The sequence below is a fragment of the uncultured Ellagibacter sp. genome (assembly GCF_934617235.1).
GTDB lineage: Bacteria > Actinomycetota > Coriobacteriia > Coriobacteriales > Eggerthellaceae > Ellagibacter.
Map to the genome: position 1 here is coordinate 1 of NZ_CAKTTZ010000019.1, position 26,614 is coordinate 26,614.

The window sequence follows — 26,614 nt, forward strand, 5'->3', positions numbered from 1 at the left end:
GGTCGGGATGACAGGATTCGAACCTGCGACATCCTGCTCCCAAAGCAGGCGCGCTACCAAACTGCGCCACATCCCGACGCTACACAGCGGCATCGATTATAGCAGAAGAATCGAAATCCGCCGGAAAGACTTTCTTGAGCGATCAACTCTTACCCCCTGCCCTTTCCTTCCGCGACCGCCCTCCCCCGTGGCCCCACCTCCCCGCCTCGACCGACCTTCCCTTTCGGCCCCCTTGCCCTCCTCCACCGCGCTGGCCCTTCCCTGCTGCGCCCGACATACGAGCATCGTTTCCTAACAAAATATGCACGCCCAATGCCACTTTCGACCCGATTCACCAAGGTCATTGCAACCATTCGCAAATACGCACCACACTTTTTCACGTTAAATACCATTTGACGGGTTATACTAAGCACACTGTTAGTAATTGCACTCAGCAACTTTCCAGCGGAATGAGATTGCGAGCACTTTCTGGCAAGCGCATTCTCATCAGGAGAAAAGGGGGACGGACACCATGAGATATCCAAGAAAGCTACTAGAGGGGCTCAAACGCACCGTGGCAGTTTGCGCTGTCGCAGCATTGACGTTTGGGGTATCGGTGAATACCCCCCCCCCAAGCCACTGCTGACGAGGTAGTTGGGGCAACGGATCAATCCGCAGCGCTAACGCAGAACGTCAAGACCGCGACAGCGCTCGACGAAAACCTCGAAACCAAGGTCACCCTCTCGTTCCCAGGTCAGCGCGAGGCAGAGCCCGCCGACGTCGTGTTCGTGCTGGACAAATCCGGCGCTTCCGCGCAGACGGACATCTTCAAGCAGGCCAAGGCATTCCTTGAAGAAATCAACCAGAAGGCCAATGCCGACGGCCTCAACATCAAAGTCGGTGTCGTACTCTTCAATAAGATGGGCAACGTGCAGCTGCCGCTGACTGACGTGGCAACGGGCTACGACGACATCCTGAACGCGATGAACTCGAGCGTGCGTTCGGGCACCAACATGCACGCCGGTCTTCTTGCCGCCAAGAGCATTCTCGACGCGGACACCGCCGTTAAGGCCGAGAACAAGCACGTGATTCTCATCAGCGACGGCGCGACCTACCTCTACTGCAAGGACGGCGACTTCACCAAACCGTACACCAGGTCGTTTGGCAGCGTTGAGGGCGGCAGAAACATGATGGGCGGCATCTGGGAGTGGCAGTCCCGTGAGTACCACACCGACAACGCCTGGAAGAAGTTCTCCGACGGCTCGAATTTCATCTTCTCGCAGGCCATGACCAGCCCCGAGAAGCTCGCCGAGTACCTCGCCTACTATCGCGATCAGTACGAGAGCTCCGACAAGAACTGGGCCCAGTACGACTACGAGTACACCGTTTTAGCAGCCAATACCGGCACCACGAACCCCATTCCCGTTGACGTGACCGCGCCGTGCAACATCGACGTCGCATTCTGGAGCACGGATGACACTTTCCAGTCGATGGTCAATGCCGGCTACGACATGAACGTCTATTACAAGAACGCCGCCGACTTTGATGGCCAGGTCTTCCTGAAGTACCTCGTCAGAAACTCCAATAACGGCGAGCTCAACACCGATTTTGACAAGCTCAAAGCAAAGCTTGTGGACAAGATCGCCGCAGGTTCGACGGTCGAGGACACCATCGGCGCCAACTTCGACTTCGTCAACGACCCCGCCAAGATCAGCCTCACCGCCAATGGCGAAAAGCTCGCTCCCGTGAAGATTGACACCACGACCTACGGCTTCGGCAAGAAGAGCGACGGCACGTATCGCTTCACCCTGAAGTACCAGGCTGGGGAAAACGAGAAGCTCACGCTCACGCTGAACGAGGCTGCCGCTCCGAGCAGGCCCGTCGTGTTGGAATACAGCGAGCTTCTGGTGAATAAGCCCACCGAGCCCGGCACCCACACGCTTAAGGTTAACGAGAGCGCGGTGCTCCACCCGATCGACGGCAATGGCGTGGCTGGCAAGGCCTACGAGTTCCCTGTTCCCACCGTCGACTATACGGTTGCCAAGCCCGATCCGGCCCCGCAACCCGGCGCTACCGACAAGCCTTCCGACAGCGGAACGACCGCCGACAAGCCGGGTGCAAAGAGCACTCTAGCGAAGACCGGCGATGAGGCATTTGTAATGGGCATGGTATGCCTGCTCGCTGCCGGCGCAAGCGCCTGCGTGATTGCCACCGCCCTGAAGCGCCGTCGCGATTAAGGGGCGTTCGAGCGGACAGCCGTTTGCCCGCGAAACGTTCGCTGCAGCAGGAAATACCGAAAGCGAGCACTGAGAGTTGACCTCGAGGCGAAGTTGTACACGCGACTTCGCCTCGATTGTTTTGCCCCCGAGAATGCGTGCCTATTGGGGCATTTCGATGCCGGAAGTCATAAGTAGTCGAGACGAGCCGACCAGCGTCGTCGACAGTCACGAAGGATGCGAAGTGGCTGTTTAAATCGAATTCATAGGCTTCAATGTGTATTAAATGCCACCAGCTAGAGCACGATACGATTTCGAACTGACGAAAGCGAACTTCAGAGCTTTCATTTCATAAGAAGGCGAGAATATGAAGAACACGGGCAAGTATATGAGCGACAAAGAAGTACATGAGCTGATGATGCGCAAAGTAGCTTTCGAAGCAAAAATCCAAAAGCTGAAAACTCAAGAGAAGAAAGCTGCGAAGAAATAGTTTGTTTCTTTCATTTTATGCAGATCGACCAAGCCGTCCTTCGGGGCTGCTTTTTATGTTCGATTCGAAGTGGTCGCATGTGGCTAGCCAAGCCGCCAAACATCGAATCCGACGGTTCTGAGTTGCCAAGCGGGACGATCGACGCAGGGCATCGAGCTCACCCGCCCCAACGCGACTGAGCCGATATCCCCCTAGCGTGGCTTTTTCAGGGATGCAGAACACTTACCAGAGAAGAGCTTTTGCTCGCCTGTGATTTTCGTCGAGCGCTGCCACGGTCTTGGCGTTTTGCGTTTGAGCTTATTACCGATAACGACTCGGCGCCGCTAGGCGCCCGAGTTGGCTCCCACGCCCTCATCGCTCCGATTCACCAAGTCGAATCGGAGTTTCTGTACGAGAATGACGTTTTGTTGCGAAGGAATTGCGTACGACTCCACAAATCGCGTAATATTGTGGATTATTTTGCTTCAATTGCGACATTTTTGGGACAGATAAGGCGAATTAACGGACAACTTCACCATTCCTTCATAACATTTCGTCAATCTCGTACAGAAAGATTGCCCCCTATCATGAGTGTCCGAAAGAACGATGCAGGCCAGATCGTTGATCACTCTACGCTAATAAGACGTGGCTGTAACGAGCACGAGGCGCCCGGTCACAATGGATAGATTGTATTCACTCAGATTTGGAGCGGGTTGGGTCCCGCATCGGGTCCCGCTATATATCCCGTGCTTGATCCCCGCTTGGTCCTAAAACAAAAGGCCAGAAGCTTAGAGCCTCTGGCCTGGTGTTTCATGGAGCGGGTGACGGGAATCGAACCCGCGTTATCAGCTTGGAAGGCTGAAGTTCTACCATTGAACCACACCCGCAATTTACAGCGTTAGCTATTGTACCGCAAGTTTCCTCATCGTGGCAAAACTTTTCATGAAGTTCCAATTAGCCACAGAGAAGGCCATCGTGAAGGAGGCTCTTCCCCTTGCGCAACCGGATCAACTATCAGGTCGAGCACGCCAGCCCGGCAACCCGAGCTGGCTGCACCCGAAATCGACAGCCAGTACTGGTTGCCCCTCATCCATCAGATCGGCTGTGCTCCCCTACTCTTGGGCGATGCGCATGATGCTCAGGATACGAAGCACATCATCGTCGCAGCAGGGCAGATCCAAGCCGTGCTCGGCCTTCTTCGCCATCACCGTCTCCGGGGCAACCGCGTTCTCCACCCAGGTCACACCTTGAACAATCTCCCCCGACGCAGCTAAGTTGTAATTGTCGACCGCCTCGCGCAGAAGCAAGTCCGGCCGCAAGCTGCCCGTTGGCTTCGCCTCCAGCTTGAAGGTGGCCACCGCACCCTTAAGCTCGAAATTCCCCACGAGGAACTCGGCGGGATGCAGTACCTTCTCCTTCTTCTTGCGCACAACGTGAATCTCGTCAGGCAGCGGCAACACCGCCGGAGTGCACGACAGGAGCGCGCGGTACGTGCTTACAGGGAAGGCGACCGAAGCAGCAGCAGCCTTGGGCTCGATGTAGCGGCAATCCTTCACCATGAGGTCGGCAACGCTCGCGTCCTGGAGGGCGGAAAGCGCCTTATCTGCGGAAACGTAGTGCGTCAGGCGGACGTCGGCGATCTCGTGCGTCCCTCCGACACCGACGGGCAGCGCCGCGCCGAAGGCGATGAGCATATGGGGCGAGAAGCCCTGGCTCACCGCGTAGGGCAGGCCCGCACGGCGCACGGTGCGCTCGAGCGCGCGGGCAACTTCCAAATGCGACAGCATCGCAAGGCGCCCCTGCTTGGCAAACGTCAAGCGAAGGCGAAATACCTGCTGAGGCTCGCTCATCGCGCACCTCCTTCGGACGCAGAAAGCGACCACTCGGCACTCGCCGCCTCCGCGGAACTTTCTTCACCCAACACCTTGGCCGCCTCGGCAGCCTCCGACGTCGCAGCCGTCGCGGACTCCTCAGCCGCAGCCGGCGCGGCTTCTCCTGACGTCCCGCTCGCTGTCACCTCGCCCAGCGCCGCAGCCTCACTCGGCGTCACATCTGCCGCGGCCTCTCCGGCTGCAGCAACAGGCGCACTCGGCATCGCGCGGACACCGGCAAGCATGTTGTCGCAATCGAGCGCCTGGCACGCGCCGCAACCCGTGCACTTCTCGAAGGTGCAGTCGGGCGTGGTGGTCTCCGCCGTCGCGCGCTTGCGCTCGAGCGCTAGGTAACGCGTGGTCACACCCGTGGAAATGTGCGCCCACGGCATGACGCGCGAGGTATCCCACTGCGCCTGCGCGATTTCCGCAGGATCGATTCCCACGTCAGACGCCGCCCTTCGCCAGGCATCTTCCAAGAAGAGCTCGGTCCATGCGTCGAAGCGCGCACCGCGACGCCACGCAGCCTCCACCCAGTCGGCCGCCCGACGCCCGCCGCGGCTCATGACAGCCTCGACGAAGCTCGTCGCCGGATCGTGCCAGTGGATATCGACCGCCCGATACTTCACGCTGTTGCGCAGCAGGTTCACACGGCGCAGCGCCTCCTCGGGCGGAATCTGGCCATCCCACTGAAAAGGCGTCTGGGACTTGGGAACGAACAGCGCAACCGACGCGCTCACCCGCACGTTGCCGCGATGCTCGGGCGGTACAGCAGCCTTCGCCCGATCGTAAGCGCGTTGCACGAGGCTCGCGATCCCCTTGATATCGTCGTCGGTCTCGGTGGGCAGGCCGATCATGAAGTAGAGCTTGCAGCGGCGCCACCCCGCCTTAAACGCGGCGTCGATAGCCCCGAACAAGTCATCTTCCGTCACGTTCTTGTTGATCACGTCGCGCAGGCGCTGCGTGCCTGCCTCAGGCGCGAAGGTGAGGCCGCCCTTCTTCTGCCCCGCGACAAGCCCCGCCATGTCGACGCCGAACGAGTCGAGGCGCTGGGAAGGCAGCGATATGCGCACGCCCTTGCCGTCGCAGGCGTGATTCAGCTTGGTAAGGATGTCGGCGATCTGCGAATGATCGGTCGAGGAAAGCGAGGTCAGGCTCACCTCGTCGTAGCCGGTGTCGGCAAGCCCCTCAAGCACCGAGGATACCACGTTGTCGGCGGAGCGCTCGCGCACCGGGCGATACATCATGCCCGCCTGGCAGAAGCGGCACCCGCGCGCGCACCCGCGCAGGACCTCGACCGAAAGGCGATCGTGCACGCATTCGGTATAGGGAACGATGCACGGCTCCCATCCAGAGCTTTCCGAAAAGCCCGCGAACAGGCGCTTCTCAATATGCTCGGGAACGCCCGGCTCAAGCGGCTCGACCCATGAGCCCGCGCGCTGCGCCACCTCCTCTTCCCGCACACGATAGAGCGAAGGAACGTAGCACCCGGGAAGCGCAGCGAGCGCGCGCAGAATATCCTGGCGCGCCGCACCCGCGCGACGGCACTCGCGCACGCACAGCAACGCCTCGGGCAGCGATTCCTCGCCTTCGCCGATGAGCATCGCGTCGAAAAACGGCGCGTAAGGCTCGGGATTGAAGACGCAAGGCCCGCCGCCGAGCACGATGGGGTCATCCTGAGCGCGATCGACTGCACGCAGGGGAAGACCCGACAGGTCGAGCACTTCGAGAACATTAGTCGCCGCAAGCTCGTGCGGCAGCGTGATGCCGATGGCGTCGAACTCCGAAAGCGGAGCACAGCTTTCGAGCGAGAACATCGGAATGCCCTCGTCGCGCATGAGGTCGATCAGGTCGACCGCAGGCAGAAAGGCGCGCTCGGCCGCAAGATGCTCGGTCGCGTTCACCGCATTCACGAGGATGCGAACCGCCTGATTCGGTTGCCCGAGCTCGTAGGTGTCCGGGTAAACCATGCAGTAGTTGAAGTCCGCGCCTTCCTTGTGCGCGCTTCCCCATTCGTGGTCGAGATAACGCGCCGGTCGCTCGACGCGCGCAAGCAGCGGCTCCAGCCGCGGCCACAAGTCGATCATGTATCCCCCTCGATATAGCTTCGATATGCGAAACCGCAGGTGCGGCCCTTATTCAGTCTTCTTGAGAACCGACGCGGCGCCTTGACGGACCGCCGTCTTCACGGTCGAGAGCACACGCGCCCCCGCAGGAGTCGCCGCGACATCGCCCGCAATCTGCGTAGCCTTCGCCGTCGCCGTGGAAACGACGCCCGCAAGACCTGCGATGTTGCCGCCGCGCTCGAAGTACTCGACGGCCGCAAGGCCCATCGCCTTCGTGCCCGCATAACCCACGCCGGCCTTCACGGCCCAGCCGATAGCAGGCACCGCGCCCGCGACCTGGCGAGCAACGCTGCGGCACGCAAACCCACCGGCAACGATGGCGGCAAGCTCCTTCACGCGCGCGGCGCTCATAGGCTCGCCGTATGCGGCAGCGATCTGGAGCAGCATCTTCGCCTGATTGAGCGTCATGAGCGGCATGTCGGCGCCGGGGATGAAAAGCACAAGGCCGATGCCTGCGTTCTGAAGCGACGTTGCGCTCACGGCCTCAAGCGAGAGCGGGCGGCGCACGAACGGGAACGACAGCGCGAGGGCGAGGCGCTTCTCGCGGCATGCCGCCACAACCCATTCGCCCATGCGGCGATCAAGTGCATCGGCCGCGGCGTCATCAATGGGGATCGGGGCATCAGAGTCATCAGGCGAACCCGCGGAGCCTGCCGCCGAGCCCGCAGACCCCTTCGCACGTATGCCCGCGAACACGCTAACATGCGCACCCGCGCCTCCCGCGCTCACGCAGGGGGCGTCGTCTTCCGCCTCATATTCCACAACGCACTCAGGCGAAACCAGATCGCCTTCGGGAATGGGATTGCCGTACGCGCTCGCCATGTCGGCCACAAGGCGCGGCATCGACGTCACGACCATCACGGGAACACCCGCGGCGCGGATTTCGGCAGCTCGGCGGCCAACCTCCTCGGAGAAGCCAGCGACGATTACCGCCATGTCGTCGCCTTCATACGGCGAGAAAGCAGGACCCGCGAAATATCCCATAGTCACGCGGGCGTGCGCACCTACACCAACGAAAGCCGAGCGAACATGCGCCGCCACATCGCCAGGCGCCGAATCATCGATGAGCACGCTCACAGACACTGGCGTGTTGCGCGCTCTCTCGATGTCGGTCGCCGCCTCGATGACCGCCTTAAGGTCGATGGGGAGTTTCATAGCCGCCCTTCTTTCTTCTTGTCGATATTCGATCCGCGCCACACCGAGCCGATAAGTCCTAACGCCATGAAGCTCATGATCATGCCGGTTGAACCGTAACTCACAAACGGCAGAGGGATGCCCGTGATGGGCATAAGCCCGCAATCCATGCCGATATTCTCCAAAATCTGGAACAGCCACATGCCGACAACGCACATAACTATCAAGGTTCCGAATAAATCGTTCGAGTTGCGCGCGATGCGCATGCTCACATAGATGAGCGCGGCATAGAGCGCGAGCAGGGCCATCGACCCCACGAAGCCGAACTGCTCGGCAAGCACGCAGAAGATGAAGTCCGTCTGCGCTTCGGGTAGAAAGCCATGCCCCGACTGCGTAGCGTTGAGCAGGCCTTTTCCAAAAAGCCCGCCCGAGCCGATAGCAATCTTCGCCTGCTGGAGGTTATAGCCCGACGACGACGTATTCGAGCCGTCTTGATCGAGGAACACGAGCAGGCGGTTGCGCTGGTACTGCTTGAGCAACTTGTACTCGCCCGTGGAGTTGTAGATGAGCTGGTCGATCGCAAACACCGCCGCAATGGCCGCGATTCCCAGCGCCAGCGTGATGAGCAGGTACTTCGGACGCGCGCCTCCCGCGACAAGCGCCATTGCGCCGATGGCGAGATACACGAGCCCCGTGCCTAAGTCGGGCTGCGTCATAATGGCCAAGAACGGCACCAGTATGAAGAAGACGACTTTCAGGTATTCCCGCAGGTCATCGAGTCGTCCACCGTAACGCGCCACAAGAGCCGCGTCCATGAGGATAATCGTGACCTTCGCAAACTCGCCCGGCTGCACCTGGATGCCGAGCTTCAACCACGATTGTGCGCCCATGCCGGCGTCGGTGCCGAGCCCCGGGATATGCGGGGACAAGATGAGCGCGATGTTCAAGATGAACAGCGGCATGACTGCGTTCGCGAACCGCTGGTAGTCCACCCGCCACATGAGCATCATAACAACGGCGCCCACTGCGGCGAAGAGGAGCTGGCGCGTGAAGCTGTATTTTATGTCGGTCGACCCCTCGATGGACGACCAGCACACGAGCAGGCCGTACCCCACGAGCAGCACGATAATCGCAACGAAGGGAAGATTGACCAGGGAAAGTCTCCCCCTGCGCGGGCTCGCTGCCCGAGAAAGCGACGCATCGGGCGTTTTCAAGCTATCTATCTGCGGCAATGCCATACTATTCCACCTCGCTTCCCTAGTCGGAGCGGCTTGCGCTCTTAGTGCTGAAGCCTTCGATCTGGCGGCCCGACGAACCTGCGATGCGGCCCATCGAGGACGCGTCGTTGTTGCCGGCATCGGCGGCCATGACCGCTTCCATCACCTTCGCGCCGACGGGAGCCGCCACAGCCGAGCCGCCGCCGCCCTGCTCGATAACGGTTGCGACCACGTACTTTGGATCGTCGTAGGGCGCATAGCACACAAACCACGCGTCGTCGCCCTTGTCGGTATGCTCCGCGGTACCGGTCTTGCCCGCCGCCTTGATACCCGACTCGGCGAAAAGCGATGCGATGCCCTCGTTCTCGGTGACCACACCGCGAAGCGCATCGCGCACGATCTCGAGATACCGCTGATCGACGTCGGGCTCGGTGACGACTTCGGACTCGTAGCTGACAACCGTCTGTCCCGAGGCGTTGCGCACTTCCTTCAGCAGGTGCGGCTTCATGATCTTACCCGTCGCAATGCCGCCGTAGGCCACCGCAACCTGAATCGGCGTGACCTGCACGTCGCCCTGGCCGATGATCATGTTGGTGTAGTCGCCGCCCGTCCAGGTGGCGTTCGCGGGGACGTTGCGCCAGCGGATCGCCTTCCACTCGGGCGTAGGCACAAGGCCCTCGACCTCACCACCGATATCGATGCCCGCTTTCTTCCCGAAGTCGAACCGCTGCACCATCTCCTGTATGGCAGTATCGGACAAATTACCGCCCTGACTTTTCGACGCATAGAAGAAGTTCTTCGCGATCTCGTAGAATACGACGTCGCATGAGTTGACGATGCCGCCACGGAAATCGAGGTACCCGTGGCCGTTGTGGTACCAGCACCACTGGGGCGATCCTGTGTTGAAGCCGTCCCACTTGCCCGTGCAGTCCCACGAGCGGCCTTCCGCGAAGCCGTATTCCAAGCCGGCAAGCCCGGTGAAGGGCTTGAAGGTGGAAGCGGCAGCATAGAGGCCCGCTGTTACGCGGTTTTGCAGCGGCGCGTGCGCGGAGTCGGAGTTGTAGACGTTGTTCGCCTCGGTAGACAACCCGCCGACCCAGTTCGTCGGGTCGAACGTGGGATAGCTCGACAGCGCGATGATGCTGCCGTCGCGCACGTCCATGGCAACGACCGCGCCACCGACGCCCTTTCCCGTACCGATAACGCCGTCACTAGGCGCGATAAGGCTTGCGAGCGCCTCGTCGGCGGCGTACTGGACCGAGCCTTTGATCGTCAGGTACACATCCGATCCGCGGGTTGCCTTGGTCTCGCTCACCACGTCAACGACGTTGCCTTGCGCGTCGACGGTGACGACACGCTGCCCGTGATCGCCCGCAAGCAGGTTGTCGTACGCGCTCTCGATACCCGATTTGCCCACGTCATCAGTCAATTGGATATCGCGGTTCGACGGCGCGTCCGAAACCTGGTCCTCGCTCGGCGTGCCCGTGTAGCCCAAAGCGTGGGCGCACAAGGCGCCGAAGGGGTAATCGCGCACCGTGCGCGTCTCCACCGTCACGCCCGAGAAAGCGTCGGAGTGCTCGGCGATGAAGGCGACATCGCGCAGGCGGACATCGCTTGCCACGACGCGCTGGCTCTGAGCGCCCGCCGTGGTCGACTGGATGCGCTGGCGAACAATCGCCTGGGGAATGCCGAGGACGGCCGAAAGCCGTGCGACGACGTCGTGGTCGTCAACCACGTCCGCATCGGCGAGGACGGTCTGGCTCGAGCGGTTCTTCACGAGCGCGATGCCGTCGGCGTCGTAGATGTAGCCGCGCGGCGCCGGGGTCGACACCGTGGTGTAGAGGTTGCTCGCGGCCTTGTTCGCGTAATCCTCGCTCGAGAGGATCTGCATGCTCCACAGCTTCGCAGCCAAGGTGCCGAAGACGGCGGCCGAGAAGATGCCGACGCCCGTAAAGCGGCCCTTCAAGCTGTCGGCGGGCTTCTTCGAATTGGCATGCCCGCTTCCCACCTGCACGTCGGATTCAGGCCGGGTCGAGGTGTGCTTGCCGCGAGCGATGCCCCCGCCCGAGCCGACGCCGACGGTCGAGAGCTGCTGTACCTCTTTCTTCCCGCTGTTCGCGTAAGGGGTCTTCGTGCGGTTGCGCACGGAGAGCACGACAACGATGATAGCAGCCGCAACGAGCGCCGCGACCACTGCTGCGATGATGGCTACCAGCATGCGGGCCCCCTAGCGAAGATGCGGCGTTCCAGGCTGCTGCTGAATCGGCTGTGCCAGGAAACGCACGACGATCGGGTAGAAGATAAGCGCCGCAAGGAAGTTGTAGACGGTGCCCGGCAGCGCGCGGAAAACGAACGCGTCGAGCGCACTTACGCCCGCGCCGAAGGCCATCATGAATGCGGCGTAGAAAAGCTCGATAACGAGCGTCGATATGGCAGCCAGCAACAGCGGCATGAAGAGCGTGTCGTTGTTCACCAGCATGAAGATGCGCTTCGCGAGAAACGACACACCGGTGAGCAGAAACGCCATCGCGCCCACCGGTCCCGTGCCCAGAAGGTCGAACAGCAGGCCCAAAACGAACGCGAACACAGGGCCCGACTGATCGGGGCAGACGATGGACACGATGAGCACGTAGGCCATGATGAAGTTAGGGACCACACCGAAAAGCGCGATGTTCGGAGCAAGCGCAATCTGGAGCAGCACGGCGATGATCGCGCCGATGACACGGGGCACGACGGTGATCGGTTCGTTCATTACTGCGCACCTCCCGTGGTCGACGACGATTTCGATTGCGAAGAAGAGGACGAAGACGAGGAATCCGACGAGCTTTCGGAAGCGCTCGTGACGACGAAGACCTCTTCAAGCGACGTCGCGGCATCGTTGGGGGAAACGACGATGCGGCGGCTCGCGTCGTTTTGCGCGCCTTCGACCTTCACGACGGTGCCGATGAGCAGCCCGCGGGTATAGCTTCCGCCCAAACCCGACGTGAGCACGACATCGCCCACCGAGACCTGCACGTCGGAATCGATGTTCTCAAGGTAGAGCAAGCCGTCGAGCGAGCCTCTGACCACGCCTTCCGCACGACTCGACTGGATAAGCGCCGCCGCACCCGATCGCGGGTCGCTCAAAAGGCGCACAGTCGACGAATTCGCCTGCGCCGAAACCACCTGTCCAATCACACCGTTCGGCCCCATGACGGTAAGGCCGGTCGTCACGCCGGAGGAGGTTCCCACGTCGATGGTGACGGTCTGGTTCCACGCGTCGGTGTTGCGCCCGATGATGCGGCCGCCGATTCCTTCGGCACCTGAGCTTTCCTTAAGATTGAGAAGTCCCTCGAGGCGCTCGACCTCCTGGCGGTATTCCTCGGTCTGGGCGACGAGCTCGCGCAGCTCGGCGTTCTGCTCGCGCAGCTGCGTGAGCGTCGCGTCATCTGCGGAGGCGTCGGTGAGCGCATCCTGGGCATCGCTCACGCCCGAGGAAGCGGACGCGCCGACGAACTTCAAGGGCGCGACGATCGAGCTTACGGCTCCCTGCAGCGTGTGCAAAGGCCCCGACTCCCCTTCGCGCGAATACACCGTCGTCATTACAAGGGAGACGACGAGCAGAACGATAAGGAGCACCCGATTGGCGGATGCTCCGTTTCTGTTTTGGAAATTAAGCGACATAAAAGCTGTTCAGCACCTATTTCGAGCGCATGAGCGTCTGCTTGAGCGCCGTGGGCGTCTCGAGCACCTTCAGGCAGCCCGTAACGACGTTGGTCAGCGCCGTCTCGCTCACCCACACGGGAATCTCGAGCTTGTCGGACAGATAACGGTCGAGGCCGGAGAGCAGACCGCCGCCGCCCGTGAGCAAGATGCCGTTCTGGATGATGTCGGAAGCCAAGTCGGGGTTCGTCTTCTTAAACGTTTCCTTGATGTGGATGACCATTTCCTCGCACGGCGCCTGAAGTGCCTGGCGCACGTCTTCGGACTGGATGGTGACTTCCTTCGGCTGCTCAGTGAGTACGTCCTGGCCGGAGATGATCATGTCGCGCTCGCGCCCGTCCTCGAAGGGCAGGATGGAGCCGATCTTGATCTTGATGACCTCGGCCGTGCGCTCGCCGATCTTGATGCCGAGCAGATCGCGCAGGTGCATGGCGATGGTTTCGTCCATGCGGTTGCCCGCAAGGCGAAGGCTCGAAGACGTCACGATGCCGCCCAAGGAGATGACGGCCACCTCGGTGGTGCCGCCGCCGATGTCGACCACCATGGAGCCCGTCGGCTCGGTAACGGGCAGATCGGCGCCCATCGCCGCTGCCATCGGCTCTTCGATAAGGTACGCCTGACGCGCACCCGCCTGGATGGCGGCTTCGAAGACGGCACGCTTCTCGACGGACGTGGCACCGCAGGGAATGCAGATGACGATGCGCGGCTTGGCCTGCCACGGGTACTTGCGGACCGCCGCCTTGTTGATGAACGCCGAGAGCATGGCCTCCGTCACGTCGTAGTCGGCGATGACGCCGTCTTTGAGCGGATGCTCGGCGGAGAACGCCTCGGGCGTATGGTTGATCATGTTCTTCGCCTCGTGGCCGACGGCGAGAACGCGATGAGTGCTCTTCTCGATGGCGACGACCGAGGGCTCGTTGATGACGATGCCCTCGCCCGTCATCGCAACGAGCGTGTTCGCGGTTCCAAGGTCGATGGCCATGTCGGTGCCCATCTGGCCCGTAAGATTCGAGAACCAATCCATAAACGACATAAAAGCAAAACCCCTTGAGGTCACAGTTGTTTCAAGTAACGACTGATTTTATCACACGGCGTTTCACCTGATTGAAAATCCATGAGGGGCACAAGGGCCGTACGAGAGCATTCCCGCACGGCCCTTAGGTCGCCATCAATCGAATTGCGATTGCCTTAGCAGCTCTTACGACGTCGAGCGGCAAAGCCGATGCAGAGCACAGAACCGGCCGCAATCGCCGCAACCGCAGGCAGAACAACAAGGGTTGCATCCCCCGTCTTGTCTAGCTGGGATTGCGCGGTATCTGGGCTCTTGGAGGGATTGTCGGAATCGGCGGGGTCGGAAGGGTTGCCGGAATCGCTCGGCGTTACCGAAAGTTTCGCGATCGGCTCGGTTTTAACCTGCGTCTCGAACGCTTGGTTCTCGAAGACGGCGGTATAGGTGCCCTCGCCTTCTTTTTCGGTAGTGGCGGGGACAGTCACCTTATAAGATGCTTTCACGGTCTCCTTCTCGATGTGGCTGGCGTCGCGATTGCAGACGCGCTCGGCGGTGCAATACCAGTCGTCTCCCTGCTTGGCCCACGTATACACAGGCGCGGCCCAGTCGTGGCCAAGCGGATCGAGGTCGTCGGACCTTGTCTGGGGCGCGAAGCACTTGTGCTGGAAGTTGGCAGTGTAGATGGCCTTGCCGTTCTCGGTGCAGCTGGTCTCGGTCGTGAGCTCAGCTTTCACGGTCTCCTCGAGCGGCCAGCCGCAGTAGCCGCACTTGGCGTGACCGGTGCAGTACCAGCCATCGGCCTTCTGCTCCCATACGTAGTCGTTTTGATCGACGAAGTTGTCCTCATGCTCGCCATCGGTGTAATCGTGGGAAAGCATCTTGCCACCAGAGTACACGAGTTTACCGCCGATGGACACGTCGCTGCGCCCGGTGTTGTTGCCCGACTTGCCGCCGAAACCGAATAATTGAGTGCACGTGGCTTTGTCGCGCTCGGCCGTGACCATATTATTTCCAGTGAAGTTTATGACGTACTTGTAGTCGCCCATATTAGAGTCGTTAATGTTCAGCGCCTGCTTGTAGAAGCCCAAAAACGAGCTCGAATTGAACGTGCAATTGTTCACGTTCACAGTGATGTTGTTTTTGCCCGCGCCGGCATCGGTGTAGACATTGATGACCTTGCCGCTCGCGTTGAACGTGCAGCCATTGAACGTCATAATCGGCGAGCTGTAGGTCCAAATCGCATAGTCGCCGCTAGGGGCGTTAAACGTCGTGTCCGTGAATGTGGCGCTCTGGTAACCCCAGTAGAAGGTTTTGCCGTCGACGACGCAACCGTCGACCACGGTGTTGTCGGCGCGAATGAAGCCGAGATAGTTGGCGCTGCCGGAACGAAGCGTCATGTTCTTGAACGTCACGGTACCGGCGCCGTCGAAGGAATAGTCGCCATTGTACTCGGTGCCGAAATAGGTAGGATCGGGCACCTCTGCACCGACGTTCCAGCTTGTCTTATCGGTGCCGGAGCCTTCAAAGGTGAGGTCTTTGCCCTTGGTGTGGCCCTCGGAAGCCACTTTGTAGAGGGTGTAGTTGCCCTCGCCAAGCTTGAGCCTGTCGCCGCTTTGCGCCTCGGCCGCGGCGAGAGCAAGATCGGTGTAGACCTTGCTTGTGCGGATATTCACGATTTCGCCGAACGATGCTTCGACATCTCTCGGGGCGCTCTCGATGTTGAGGGAAGCATCGGTCGAATCGGCATCCGTCGCGTTCGCGTCGGCGGTGTTCGTCTCAGCAGCCGCAATGCTCGGCAGAAGCCCGAAGACCAACGTCATCGAGAGAATCGCAGAGAAGAGCCACCCCCCCCCGTCTTTTGAATATTCCTGCTCGCCATAACCAACAATCTCCTTTCTTCCATCTTTTCCCGAAGCAAATCCGCAGCCCACCGCAGAGCTCGTTTATTTCGCTAGCGAAATAAAACTTGCCCTCGATGTTAGACAAACATACAACTAATAGTATCACTAAATCGCTCAGCCTCAAACGATGCGCACCCGTCGGCGAAAGGGTGTGCGGCAGCAACTGCTAGATCAACCCATCTGCGCTTGAGAAGTGCCTCGGAGCGAGTGACAAACCCAAAGCGCCCTTCCCATCTGCTCGGCTTGCCGAAGATGAGAAGGACGCGATTACCCATTGCCATTCGCATGCTTTCCGAGGGAGTCCCTGGAGTTGCCGCTTCTTTGGCATACCCTAGTGCACGCTGCAGGAGAGGCAGGGGTCGTAGGCTCGCACGAGCTCTTCCACCCGCAGGCGGATATCGGCCTCGGCGGCGCCTTCCGCCACCATCTTCTCAGCGAGAACGCGCATATCGCCTTCGAGGTTCGCGACGTTTTGCGCCGTGGGCGTGAGGATCGACGCATGCTTCACGCGGCCTTCCTCGTCGAGTACCAGGTCGTGGAAGAGCACGCCTCGCGGAGCCTCGGTAAACCCGGTCGCGCGACCGGCACGCACTTCGAAGGGCGCAGGCGCGCTCGAGCCCGCAAAGCCGTTGTCGCCCTCGGCGAGCCTACGTGCGATGCGCGCACAGCGGTCGAGCGCATCGACGAGCTCGACGGCCTGCGCAACGTTGTTGCGGAAGGGATTGCGCTCCGGCGGACGAAGCCCCGCCTTCGCAGCAGCCAGTCGCGCGCGCTGGCCAAGCTGGCCCCACGACGCGTTGATGCGCGCGAGCGACGCCGTCATGTACGGCTTTTGGGACAGACGCGAACGAGCGAAGAGTGCGCCCGAATGCGGCACGGCGTATTCCTCGACACGGGCTTCGTGGTCGTCGGCGTCGAAGGTCTCCCCCGTGACCACGAACCGCGCGTCGCGCGAGGTGCACACCGGGTAGTAGCCTTCCTGCACCATGGCGAGCATGTCGCCCGCCGTCTCGATGTCGGGGATGGGGAAGCTGTTGAACAGGTCGACCGTCTGCTCGGCGAATGGCAGCATCGCCTCCATCTTCTCGGCAAGCGCCAGGTATTCGTCACGCGAGATCTCGTTCGTGAAGCCGCCCACGACCGCCGTAATCGGGTGGACGGAACGCCCGCCAACCTTCGTGCAGAGCTCGTTGCCGAGCGCCTTCAGGGCAAGCGCCTGGTTGAACAGCTCGGGCGCCTCGGTGGCCAGGGGAAACACGCTCGCGTGCCCCGTGAAGTCGGGCGCCGCGAACACGAACAGGTGCGTTGCGTGGTTCTGCAGGTACGACCCGTAGATCAAAAGCTCGCGCAAGGCATGCGTGCGATCGCTCACCTCGACGCCGAAGACGCGCTCGATCGCCAGAAGGTCGGTGACCACGTGGCTCGCCGAGCAGATGCCGCAGATGCGCGAGGCGATGTAGGGGATCTCGGGGAACGTGCGGCCGCGCACCATGCTCTCGAACAGGCGCGCCGGCTCCACGACGTTCATTTCGCAGGTTGCAACCGCGCCGTCCTCGATCGTGAGGTGGACATTGCCGTGGCCCTCGATACGCGCGATATGGTCAACGTTGATCGAACATCTCATCTTGCGTCTACTCCTCGCTCGCCTCGGAAAGGGCGGGGTTCACGTAATTGAACATCTGAAGGGCCTCGTCAAAAGCCGTAACGCTCACGCCCGACTCGGCGCACACCGCCCGCGCGGCAGCCACGTTCGCATCGGGAGAAAGCCCCGCGCAGCCGTTGCAGGGACGGCCGAGCGACGTGCAGCGCGCACCGCACCCGCAGCGCGTGACGAGCCCCAGGCACAAAACGCCGCGGCCGAAGAAGCACCCGCGGTCGTTGTGCTTGCACTCGCCGCACAGCGTCGCCGTCTGAGGCAGGCGGTTCGAGCCGTAAATCGCGCGTTGCAGCACGTCAATGAAGGCGAAGGTGTCGATCGGGCAGCAGAGCACCTCGAAGTCGACATCGATGTATGCCGAGATGGGCGCGGGGTCGATAAGCTCGCCGCACGCCTCGGGCGCGCCGTCCTCGCCGTAGACGGCGGCAGCGCCCGCTTCCAGATTGCCCGCCGCCATGCCGGGGATGCCCGCCGTCGTGGCGCATGCTCCTATGGCAATCACCGCGCTCGCCTTCTTGCGCACAGCTTTGAGGGTCTCAATGGCCTCGGCGGTCGTCGCCGCGCCCTCGATCACCGCCACGTCGAATTCCTCGGGCATAGGATCGCTCGATGCCAGCTGCCAATAGCGCAGGTCGATCTGGCCCAGCACGTCGAGCAGGTAGGGCTCGGCGTTGGTGACCTGGAGCTGGCAGCCGAAGCAGCTCGCCAAGCCCACCACAACGACGCGCGGAGCAGCCGGGCGCTCGCGCTCGAATTCAAGATTGCTCATGCTACATCGACCCCTGGATGTTCTTGGCTTCCCAGTAATTGAACACGGGCCCGTCGATACAACAGTACTGGTGCCCGATTTGGCAATGGCCGCACTTACCCATGCCGCATTTCATGTGTCGCTCGAAGCTCATGTAGATATGGTCGTAGGAAATACCCTTCTTGCGCATCTCCTGCACAACGAACCGATACATCACCGGAGGCCCGCACAGCGCGCCGAACGTAGTGTCGGGGTTGATCTCGAGATGTTCGAACGGCTTGGTGACCAGGCCCTCCTCGCCGTCCCATGTCTCGTCGGCATGATCGACGGTAAGGTAGAGGTCGAAATCCTTGCGATGGCGCCACATCTCGAACTGGTTGCGGAACATCACTTCCTGCGGCGTCTTGCTGCCGTAGATGATAGTAACCTTACCAAAATCGGAGCGCTCGTCGTGGATGTTGTTGATAAGGCTGCGAAGCGGTGCGATGCCAAGGCCGCCCGCCACGAGCAGGATGTCGTGGCCGCGCATCTTCTCGAAGGGAAAGCCGCGCCCGAAAGGCCCGCGGATGCCCACGATGTCGCCGCACTGCATCTTGTGGAGCGCCTCAGTGAAGCGGCCCGCGCGGCGCACGCACAACTCGATGAAGCCGCTCTTCGACGGCGAGGACGAGATGGAGATCGGCGCCTCGCCTACGCCGAAGATGGAAAGCTCGACGAACTGGCCGGGCTCATGGTGAAACGCGTTGCGGATGCATTCGTCGACCAGGCGAAACTCGAAGAGCTTCTCAGTCGCGGTAAGCTCGGTGATCGACGTGATGCGCGCCGGCCACGGGCGATACGGGTTCGCGGCCATACGCTCGGCGCCGGTCATCGGAGACCCAGCGTCATGGAAGGGATGCACCTCGATTGCGGAGGCTGCAACGTTATTCGGCATCGTCCGCCCCCTTTCGCTCGAAGAACTTCAGCACCTCAATGGGATTGATATTGGCCTTGCAGGCGCGCACACAACGTCCGCACCCCACGCACAACATGCGGTCGTGCGTGGCCAGAAAGCCGTTGAGCTTGTGATACATGCGATGGCGCACGCGGTTGCGCCCGTCAGGTCGGAAGTTGTGCCCGCCCGCCACGACGGCAAACTGCGGATTCGTGCAGCAGTCCCACACGCGCTCGCGCGAGCCGTGCTTGCCGTCGGGGGTGCGCACGTCGCGGATATCGAAGCAGTAGCACGTCGGGCACGCCGCCGCGCATGCGGTGCACGACAGGCAGCGTCCGCCGAGTTCCTCCCAGAAGGGGTCGGAGTGGAAAGCGTCCATCAGCATGGCGACTTCTTGGATGTCGGGGATTTCTTTGTTGAAAGCTTCCTGACGACGACGCGTGACGTGGCGGAACTCCGCTCGTTCCTCGTCGGTCGCCTCGCGGGGAGAGCACGCCGCTTCCAAAATGTTAGCTGCCTCAACGCTCGAAATGCTCACCAGGTATTTCCCGCCGATATCCTGCAGGAAGAGGTCGTAACCGAAGCGCGCCTCATCCGAGCCCCACAAGTGGCAAAAGCACGTGTCGGTCGGCATGCAGCTGATGCCCACGATAAGCGTGGCGTTGCGGCGTGCCGTGTAGTACGGATCGGGGTACGGTCCATCGCGAAACACCAGGTCAAGGCTGTTGAGCGCGTTGATATCGCACGCATGGGCGCCGAACACGACGCGCGGCACGACGGGTTCCGAATACTCGGTGACGTCGTTGGCCTCGGTGTCGAAGGTGAGAAGCGTCTCGCGCACCGGCAGGAAGAGCTTCTTCAGCGGGGTGATGGTAGTCGTGTAATCGAGCGCAATTTCCTCGAACGACTCAACCGTCGAGTACGCATGGCTCATGCCGCTCTCGACAGGGGCGATTACCTCGTAGGTTTCTAAGAAGGCCGACACAAGCGAGGGAAGCTCGCTCGCATCGATAACTCGATAGAGCATACGCACGCATCCTTATCTCGTCTGGGATTACTTCGTGCGCGTATCATGCTACTCCGACAAGCGCACCGCGAGAGTAACATATCGACCAGTGGCACGTTTGCCCGACTTGGGACGGATGGGGTTTCGCGCCTGCGAGGTTTCCCACATCTCAGCCCACAGCCCGCGTCCTACAGCGCGGCGCGCGTTCGCTCGCACGCCCCTCGGAAACGCAAGAAAGCCGGCAGGCCTTTGAGGCTTGCCGGCTTTCGGATGCGCTAGAAGCGCCAGGATACGCCCGAGGGCGCTCAATCGATCGCATACGCCCGAGGGCGCGCTCGATCATGACTTATGCGCCGAAGAACACCTTGATCTCGCGCTCAGCGGACTCGACGGAGTCAGAGCCATGGATCACGTTCTCATCAACAGTCAGGCCGAAGTCGCCGCGGATGGTGCCAGGAGCAGCATCGGCGCAGTTGGTGGCGCCCATGAGCTTGCGCATGGTGGCCACAGCGTTCTCACCGGAAACGACCATCTTCACAACCGGGCCAGACGTGATGTAGGAGATAAGACCCTCGTAGAACGGCTTGCCCTTGTGCTCGCCGTAGTTCGCCTCCGCCTCTTCAAGCGTCACCATGCCGAGCTCCATGCGCTCGATGGTCAGGCCGACGCGCTCGATGCGGGAGATGATCTCGCCGATGTGGCCGTTGCGCACACCGTCGGGCTTGATCATGTTGTAGGTCTTCTCGATTGCCATGCTTGTAACCTTTCTTGTTCGGTACGTTTTATTCCCACGCGCCCAAGGCACGCGAAATAGTTAGTTTTGGCTGGGGAAATAAAGCTCGACGTTCGAGATCTCCCAACCGATGAGGTTGCGAACCATCGAGATCTTGTACTGCACTTCCCCACCCTGCTCGGTGGTCGCCTTCACGTAAACCGTCGAGTTGCTCATCGACTTGTCGACGCCGAGCACTTCCGCCGAGGAGTCGGCCACGATCGGACCCGTAAGCGCATCGACGTCCTCAACGTCCTTCGAGAACAGGTCCTTGGAGCCGGACGGGTTCGCGAGCAGCTCCTTCGCGACGCTTTCCTGCGTCGGGAAGCCATAGCCCTGAGTGTAGGCGAACACGGCGGCGCCAAATGCGAGGATAATCACGATGATGATGGCCACCACGATCTTGAGGCCGACGTTTCTGCGCTTGCGCTCCTGCTTGGCGATGCCGCGCGACCACTGCTCGAGCTCTTCGTCGCTCGCAGTGAAGAAGCGGTCGTCGTTACCATCGGCGTAGGCTTCCGGATAGCCCGGCGCGCCTTGCATGGGGCCCTCGTCGTAGTAGTACGGGTCCTGAGAAGCTGCGTCGGCAGGATAGCTCTCGGCCTCGGGATAGACCGCCGTGCCGTCGGCGGCAACGTCGAACCCCGACATATCGACAGGCGCGAGGACCTGCGTGGGCTGGGAAGACGTGCCCTGAGCCACGGCTCCCACCGCGCGCTGGTAGTCGACGCTCGCGGAATCGGAGAGATAGTACGTCTTGTCGGCAATGGCCGATTCGAACGCGGTGACGGCCTTCGCCATGTCGCCGCATGCGACGTAGGCCTGGCCCAGATTCGCGTTGAGCTTGTTCTTCATCGCCTGGGGCATGTCGAATTGGAAGGCGCTCTCGTAGGACGCGACCGCATCCGCCGGCCTGTTGAGGGCCATAAAGCAAACGCCCAGGTTGAGCAGGGCCTTCGTGGGGTCGGGATTACCCTCGTCAAGCGCAGCCTCGCGAAATGCGACGCCCGCCTCGGCGGTCTTTCCCACCTTCATGTACGCATTGCCCATGCCGATGTAGGCCTTGTAGCGCGCGTCGTACCCCTCGTCGGCCACCGCGGCCTCGAAATAGTGCACCGCGTTGTCGTAGTCGTGGAGCGACGCGTACGCCATGCCGAGGTTGCAGTCGACCGCACCCTTCATGTCGTAGTCCGCATCGGCCACTGCCTGCGTGTATGCCTGGATAGCCTCGTTGGCGTCCTTCAGCTTGATCAGGCAATTACCGATCTGGTGATACAAACGCCCCGTCTCACCAGGCGCAGGCGGCATCATCGCGTCCTGCAGACACTGCGTGAACGCCATGAGCGCGCCTTGGAAATCCTTTGCGTCGTAGAGCGATTGCGCTTTATTGAAAAGCTCGTTGTTCATCTGGTTCCTTCGATCCGGGCAAGCGCCGGAAAATCGGCCTATTCGTTGGCGTTCTCGATCTCGATCTTCTCGATCACATCGCCCACACGGAGCTGGCCGATGACGTCCTTACCCTCGATGGTCTGACCGAACACGGTGTAGCCGTCGTCGAGGAAGGGCTGCGCGCCCAGGCAGAAGTAGAACTGGGAGCCCGCGGAGTTGGGATTCTGCGAACGAGCCATGGCGAGCGTGCCGTCCTTGTGCACGTTGTTCGGGTTGGTGGTGTACTCCTCATGGATGGAGTAGCCCGGGTTGCCCGTGCCGCAGCCGCGACGAGAGCCCTCGCTGATGACCTGCTCAGGCGTGAGGTCGCGCGTGTTGGGGCAGCCGCCCTGGATAACGAAACCGGGAACATAGCGATGGAACTTCAGGCCATCGTAGTAGCCCTTCTGGGAGAGCTCGACGAAATTGCCCACATGGATGGGGGCATCGTTGCCCGCGAGCTGCACGCGAATGGTGCCCTTGGAAGTGGTGATGACGGCGATTTCGTTGCCGTTCGGCTTGTATTCGGGGGTGTACAGCGCCATAAGGCGGCTCCTTTGCGTTTCCTTGACCCGCGGGGCAACCTTCCAGATTGCGCGGGCGGGCAGATGATTGCATACGAATCTGTATTCTAACAGTATGCGACTGCAATGATGCAAAAACCGCAATGTTCGCAAACGAAAGCACGTCAAAGGAGGGAAACACGCTGTAGCCTCGCGAAGGAATCGGTCGAGTCGATTCGCGCGGAGGTAGTTCGATATCTGAACAAAAAGAGCGTCTCGAGCAGATAGCGAGCTTTCAAGCCCAAGGCACACCCGCGGGCAAACGAGGGCGCGAACTCGGCATTCCCGCTTGAAGGCGCCCTTTAGTGTGCAAACGAAAAACGGGCTGGAAGTTATCTTCCAGCCCGTTCATTTTGAATGGTGCCCCCAACGAGAATCGAACTCGTGTCTCAGCCTTGAAAGGGCCGCGTCCTAACCTCTAGACTATGGGGACGAAGTCGCTTCCTTGCGAAAGCAGCCAGGATATTATCGCAAAGATGCGCAAGCTTGGCAAGAACTATTTTCGACTTTTTTGCACAAAGATGCTCACGACCTCGACGTGGTAGGTCTGGGGGAACAGATCAACCGGCTGCGCGTAAAGCAGCTCGTAGCCGTTGCCCTCGAATCGGGCCACGTCACGCGCCCAAGTCGCGGGGTTGCAGCTCACGTATGCCACGCGCTCGGGACGCGCCGCGGCGATGCTTTCGACCACGCCGTCCGCCAAGCCCGCACGCGGCGGATCGACGACAAGCGCGTCGAGTTCTCCCAACTCGGGAAGCTCGCGCGCCGCATCGCCGCCGATGATCTCGATGTCGACCCCGTTGGCGTCGGCATTGCGGCGCAGGTCGCGCACGGAACTACCCGCCGATTCGACGGCGATCACGTCGGCGCCCGCCGCAGCAAGCGGGATGGAGAACGTCCCGCCGCCCGAATACAAATCGGCGATGAGCAACTCGTCGAGACCGACAGGCCCCTCATCGCCCACTTCCCCACCGAGTCCACGGATGACTTCGGTGATGAGCTTCTCGGCCTGCGCGGTGTTCACCTGGAAAAACGACGGCGCAGCAACGCGGTAGGTGAAGCCAAGCAGCTTCTCCTCCCAAAAGCCCTTGCCGTCGAGCACCTCCACTCCCTTGATCTTGCGCGCGCGACCGGGATCGGCGAGCACGCGCACAATGCTCGTGGCCTTGAACGACCCCTTGAGGATGTTGGCCACATGGCCGCGCGGGAAGGCGGCAGGCGTCGTCCAAAGCGCGACCTCGGTGCTGTGGGTGCGCACACTATGCCGCACGCCGACGCGGAAAATTCCCAGGTCGTCTGCGCCTTGCGCGAAGCGGAGCGCCCCGCGCAGCGCCTTGGGGGCACGCTCGATCTGCTTGTAGGCAACCGGGCACGTGGCGCTCGCGACAACGTCTTGGCAACCTTCATCGTGGAAGCCCAGCTGGAACATGCCCGCCGCATCGAACGCCGCGCCGAGCTCGATCTTGTTGCGATACCCCCACTGTCGCTTGCTTCCCAGGCAGGGCCGCACGAGGGCCGCCGCGCGCTCGTCGCCGAAACCGGCGGTGCGCGAAAGCGCCGCAACGACGTTGTCGGTCTTCGCAGCAAGCTGGGCCTCGTAGCTGAGGTGCTGCCAGGGGGCGACCCCTTGCGACGACGGCTCCGCCCAGGTGGGGGCCACGCGGCACGCCGCAGGCTCCTTCACCTCGACGATGCGCGCGCGTGCGAAGGAGTGTTTCTCCTCCGTCAATTCGATGGCGAGCACATCGCCCGGTGCGCCGCCTTCGACGAACACGGCCTTGCCGCTCTCAAGATGCGCGACCGCCTCGGGGCCGAACCCCATGCGCTCAATCGTTACGATTTCTCCCATGCACTCTGCCTATTCTCTTCCAATTTCGGTATCGATATTTGCGATTCACCCATGATAGCGTATAATCTCGGGGTTGTGCCCCTGTAGCTCAGGGGATAGAGCGTCTGCCTCCGGAGCAGAAGGCCACAGGTTCGAATCCTGCCAGGGGCACCAGGAAACACTAGAAAACGCCAGGTCTCACGGCCTGGCGTTTCGTTTTCTCGCCCTCGTAGGAATAGCATCGCGAACGCGGCTTTGCCACCTCGCAGCACCCCGCGAGCGTTGCGGCAGGGCTCACTAAGCGACCACCGAAGCGAAGGCTGAGCAGCTTCTGAGCGAAGCGCGGCCGCTTGGCGAGCCCAGCTGCACAGCAGGCCCTTACGCGCGCGTGGTCTTGCCGCACTCCTCGTAAATGCGAGTGACCTCGATCTCGTACTGCTTGCGCGCGCCTTTCACCACCGTGTCCAGGATAAGCCCGCACGAAAACGACAGCATTCCCAAGAACACGAATGCCACGGCCAAAAGCGCGCTCGGCATCTTCGGAACGAGTCCCGTATGCGCGAATTCCCAGATCACAGGCACGCCGAACAGCAGGCCGATCACGCACAGCAGAAGCCCCAAAAGCGAGAACAGCGCGAGCGGGCGGTAATCCTTGAACAGCGAGAGAATCATCATGAGCACCTTCATGCCGTCGGAGAAGGTGTTGAGCTTGCTTTCGGAGCCTTCAGGGCGATCGCGGTAATCGATAGGAACCTCTGCGATGCGCCAGCGCTTGTCAACCGCATGAATCGACAGCTCGGTCTCAATCTCGAAGCCTGGCGAGAGCACCGGCATCGACTTCGCGAACACCTCGTTGTAAGCACGATACCCCGTCATGACGTCGGAGAACTCGAACCCGTAAATCGCCTTGATAAGGAAACGAACGAGATTGTTGCCAAAGCCGTGGAACGCGCGGTCGTTTTCTTCGCCGTACGTACCGTTCGACAGGCGATCGCCCACCACCATGTCGGCCTCGTCGTTCATAAGCGGCGCCAAAAGCTCGGGCGCGGCCTCGGCGGGATAGGTGTCGTCGCCGTCGACCATGATGTAGTAGTCGGCGTCGATGTCGCGCATCATCTGGCGCACGACGTTGCCCTTCCCCTGGCGGCGCTCGACGCGGACCAGCGCACCATGTTCGCGCGCGATGTCGCCCGTCCCGTCGGTGGAGTTGTTGTCGTAAACGTAGATCGCGGCGTCGGGCAGGACGCGCTTGAAGTCGTCGACCACCTTCGCGATGGTGAGCGCTTCGTTGTAGCAAGGTATGATAACGGCGACGGAAGGCTTCTCCGCGCGATCGGCAACAGCATCGACGGCCCCAAGGCTCATGAAAATACTCCTCGTAAACGTACGCATCGTGGCGCGGCGCAGGGCGCAACACCAAACTTCTAACCAGTGAATGCTAGAGGATGGAACGCCAACGCGAAACAACGCCAAGGAAAAAACAGGGAATAAAAGGAGAATGCGCCCTGAGCTACCCGCTGTGGTAGAGTTCACGCGGGCCGAAACCGCTTGCGAGCGCGATTTGCGCGCCCGCATCGAAAACTCATGGGAGCGCGCATTCGGACGCGCATTCGAAAGGCACTCGGAAAACGTGAAGAAACTTATCGCACAGCTTATGAAATTCGGCATCGTCGGCGTGATCGCATTCATCATCGACTACGGCCTGCTTGCCCTTTTGACGGAAGTTTTCGGCGTGAACTACCTGGTGAGCGCCACGATTTCCTTCACCGCATCCGTTATCTTCAACTACCTGGCTTCGATGCGCTACGTGTTCACCCACAAAGAGGGAATGAGTCGCCGCCGCGAGTTCGTCATCTTCGTGACTCTGTCGGTGATCGGCCTTATCATCAACAACCTCTGCATGTGGGCAGGCGTCGAGCTCGCGCACATCCACTACCTCATCACCAAAATCGGCGCCACCTTCATCGTCATGGTGTGGAACTTCGTCACGAGGAAGATCTTCCTCGACGGCGGCGACGCGCCTGCCGAAACGCCGAGCGAGCGCTAGGCCGCAG

General features: G+C 61.2%; 20 protein-coding genes and 4 tRNA genes. 3 read left to right on the top strand and 21 right to left on the bottom strand.

Going from position 1 to position 26,614, the window contains the following annotated elements:
* Window positions 1-2: 2 nt before the first annotated feature.
* Window positions 3-76: transfer RNA gene (locus tag Q0G85_RS05060), tRNA-Pro, on the bottom strand.
* 691 nt (window positions 77-767) lie between these two features.
* Between Q0G85_RS05060 and Q0G85_RS05065 the strand changes: the two genes are divergently transcribed.
* Window positions 768-2,216 (top strand): vWA domain-containing protein, encoded by a 1,449-nt coding sequence (locus Q0G85_RS05065; RefSeq protein WP_297155343.1) that lies wholly within the window; start codon window positions 768-770, stop codon window positions 2,214-2,216.
* Window positions 2,217-3,477: 1,261 nt separating this feature from the next.
* Here the strand turns inward: Q0G85_RS05065 and Q0G85_RS05070 are convergent.
* The 19 genes from Q0G85_RS05070 to rlmD all read right to left on the bottom strand — a co-directional run bounded on the left by Q0G85_RS05070 (window position 3,478) and on the right by rlmD (window position 24,581).
* A tRNA-Gly gene (locus Q0G85_RS05070) sits at window positions 3,478-3,551 on the bottom strand.
* Window positions 3,552-3,776: 225 nt separating this feature from the next.
* Window positions 3,777-4,514 carry a TIGR03936 family radical SAM-associated protein gene (locus Q0G85_RS05075; protein WP_297155344.1) on the bottom strand — a complete coding sequence of 246 codons (738 nt, stop codon included), beginning with the start codon at window positions 4,512-4,514 and terminating at the stop codon, window positions 3,777-3,779.
* Window positions 4,511-6,622: a TIGR03960 family B12-binding radical SAM protein gene (locus Q0G85_RS05080; RefSeq protein WP_297155346.1), complete on the bottom strand. Its 2,112-nt coding sequence runs from the start codon at window positions 6,620-6,622 to the stop codon at window positions 4,511-4,513. The genes Q0G85_RS05075 and Q0G85_RS05080 overlap by 4 nt, the downstream gene beginning before the upstream one ends.
* A 48-nt stretch (window positions 6,623-6,670) precedes the next feature.
* Window positions 6,671-7,816 carry a hypothetical protein gene (locus Q0G85_RS05085; RefSeq protein WP_297155348.1) on the bottom strand — a complete coding sequence of 382 codons (1,146 nt, stop codon included), beginning with the start codon at window positions 7,814-7,816 and terminating at the stop codon, window positions 6,671-6,673.
* Window positions 7,813-9,033 (bottom strand): rod shape-determining protein RodA, encoded by a 1,221-nt coding sequence (gene rodA, locus Q0G85_RS05090; RefSeq protein WP_297155351.1) that lies wholly within the window; start codon window positions 9,031-9,033, stop codon window positions 7,813-7,815. Before rodA ends, Q0G85_RS05085 begins: the two co-directional genes overlap by 4 nt.
* Before the next feature lie 19 nt (window positions 9,034-9,052).
* Complete coding sequence (gene mrdA, locus Q0G85_RS05095) at window positions 9,053-11,230, bottom strand: penicillin-binding protein 2 (RefSeq protein WP_297155352.1); 2,178 nt, start codon at window positions 11,228-11,230, stop codon at window positions 9,053-9,055.
* Window positions 11,231-11,239: 9 nt separating this feature from the next.
* Window positions 11,240-11,764 carry a rod shape-determining protein MreD gene (mreD, locus tag Q0G85_RS05100; protein WP_297155354.1) on the bottom strand — a complete coding sequence of 175 codons (525 nt, stop codon included), beginning with the start codon at window positions 11,762-11,764 and terminating at the stop codon, window positions 11,240-11,242.
* On the bottom strand, window positions 11,764-12,675 hold the full coding sequence (gene mreC / locus Q0G85_RS05105) for a rod shape-determining protein MreC (RefSeq protein WP_297155356.1): 912 nt from the start codon (window positions 12,673-12,675) through the stop codon (window positions 11,764-11,766). Before mreC ends, mreD begins: the two co-directional genes overlap by 1 nt.
* A 16-nt stretch (window positions 12,676-12,691) precedes the next feature.
* Window positions 12,692-13,747: a rod shape-determining protein gene (locus Q0G85_RS05110; protein ID WP_296058523.1), complete on the bottom strand. Its 1,056-nt coding sequence runs from the start codon at window positions 13,745-13,747 to the stop codon at window positions 12,692-12,694.
* 155 nt (window positions 13,748-13,902) lie between these two features.
* A complete protein-coding gene (locus Q0G85_RS05115; protein WP_297155358.1) occupies window positions 13,903-15,543 on the bottom strand; it encodes a right-handed parallel beta-helix repeat-containing protein in 1,641 nt (546 codons plus the stop codon).
* 412 nt (window positions 15,544-15,955) lie between these two features.
* Entirely contained in the window at window positions 15,956-17,248 is a 1,293-nt protein-coding gene (locus tag Q0G85_RS05120) for a Ni/Fe hydrogenase subunit alpha (RefSeq protein ID WP_297155360.1), read from the bottom strand.
* A gap of 7 nt (window positions 17,249-17,255) precedes the next feature.
* On the bottom strand, window positions 17,256-18,050 hold the full coding sequence (locus tag Q0G85_RS05125) for an NADH:ubiquinone oxidoreductase (RefSeq protein WP_297155362.1): 795 nt from the start codon (window positions 18,048-18,050) through the stop codon (window positions 17,256-17,258).
* A 1-nt stretch (window position 18,051) separates the two neighbouring features.
* Window positions 18,052-18,963: an FAD/NAD(P)-binding protein gene (locus Q0G85_RS05130; RefSeq protein WP_158049923.1), complete on the bottom strand. Its 912-nt coding sequence runs from the start codon at window positions 18,961-18,963 to the stop codon at window positions 18,052-18,054.
* Window positions 18,953-19,990: a 4Fe-4S dicluster domain-containing protein gene (locus Q0G85_RS05135; RefSeq protein ID WP_297155365.1), complete on the bottom strand. Its 1,038-nt coding sequence runs from the start codon at window positions 19,988-19,990 to the stop codon at window positions 18,953-18,955. The genes Q0G85_RS05130 and Q0G85_RS05135 overlap by 11 nt, the downstream gene beginning before the upstream one ends.
* Window positions 19,991-20,315: 325 nt before the next feature.
* Window positions 20,316-20,723 carry a nucleoside-diphosphate kinase gene (ndk, locus tag Q0G85_RS05140; RefSeq protein ID WP_158049925.1) on the bottom strand — a complete coding sequence of 136 codons (408 nt, stop codon included), beginning with the start codon at window positions 20,721-20,723 and terminating at the stop codon, window positions 20,316-20,318.
* A gap of 60 nt (window positions 20,724-20,783) precedes the next feature.
* Window positions 20,784-22,148, bottom strand: coding sequence for a tetratricopeptide repeat protein (locus Q0G85_RS05145; RefSeq protein ID WP_297155368.1), 1,365 nt, complete (start codon window positions 22,146-22,148; stop codon window positions 20,784-20,786).
* Window positions 22,149-22,186: 38 nt separating this feature from the next.
* The gene (locus tag Q0G85_RS05150) at window positions 22,187-22,714 is read right to left on the bottom strand and encodes a peptidylprolyl isomerase (RefSeq protein ID WP_297155370.1); all 528 of its coding nucleotides are present in this window, start codon (window positions 22,712-22,714) and stop codon (window positions 22,187-22,189) included.
* Window positions 22,715-23,090: 376 nt separating this feature from the next.
* Window positions 23,091-23,165: transfer RNA gene (locus Q0G85_RS05155), tRNA-Glu, on the bottom strand.
* Window positions 23,166-23,228: 63 nt separating this feature from the next.
* Window positions 23,229-24,581, bottom strand: a complete 1,353-nt coding sequence (rlmD, locus tag Q0G85_RS05160; RefSeq protein WP_297155372.1) for a 23S rRNA (uracil(1939)-C(5))-methyltransferase RlmD — start codon at window positions 24,579-24,581, stop codon at window positions 23,229-23,231.
* Between the two features lie 77 nt (window positions 24,582-24,658).
* Between rlmD and Q0G85_RS05165 the strand changes: the two genes are divergently transcribed.
* Window positions 24,659-24,734: transfer RNA gene (locus Q0G85_RS05165), tRNA-Arg, on the top strand.
* Between the two features lie 204 nt (window positions 24,735-24,938).
* Here the strand turns inward: Q0G85_RS05165 and Q0G85_RS05170 are convergent.
* Window positions 24,939-25,925, bottom strand: coding sequence for a glycosyltransferase family 2 protein (locus Q0G85_RS05170; RefSeq protein WP_297155374.1), 987 nt, complete (start codon window positions 25,923-25,925; stop codon window positions 24,939-24,941).
* A 265-nt stretch (window positions 25,926-26,190) separates the two neighbouring features.
* On the opposite strand from Q0G85_RS05170, the gene Q0G85_RS05175 reads away from it, so the two are divergent.
* Window positions 26,191-26,607 carry a GtrA family protein gene (locus Q0G85_RS05175; protein WP_297155376.1) on the top strand — a complete coding sequence of 139 codons (417 nt, stop codon included), beginning with the start codon at window positions 26,191-26,193 and terminating at the stop codon, window positions 26,605-26,607.
* The last annotated feature ends 7 nt before the right edge of the window (window positions 26,608-26,614 follow it).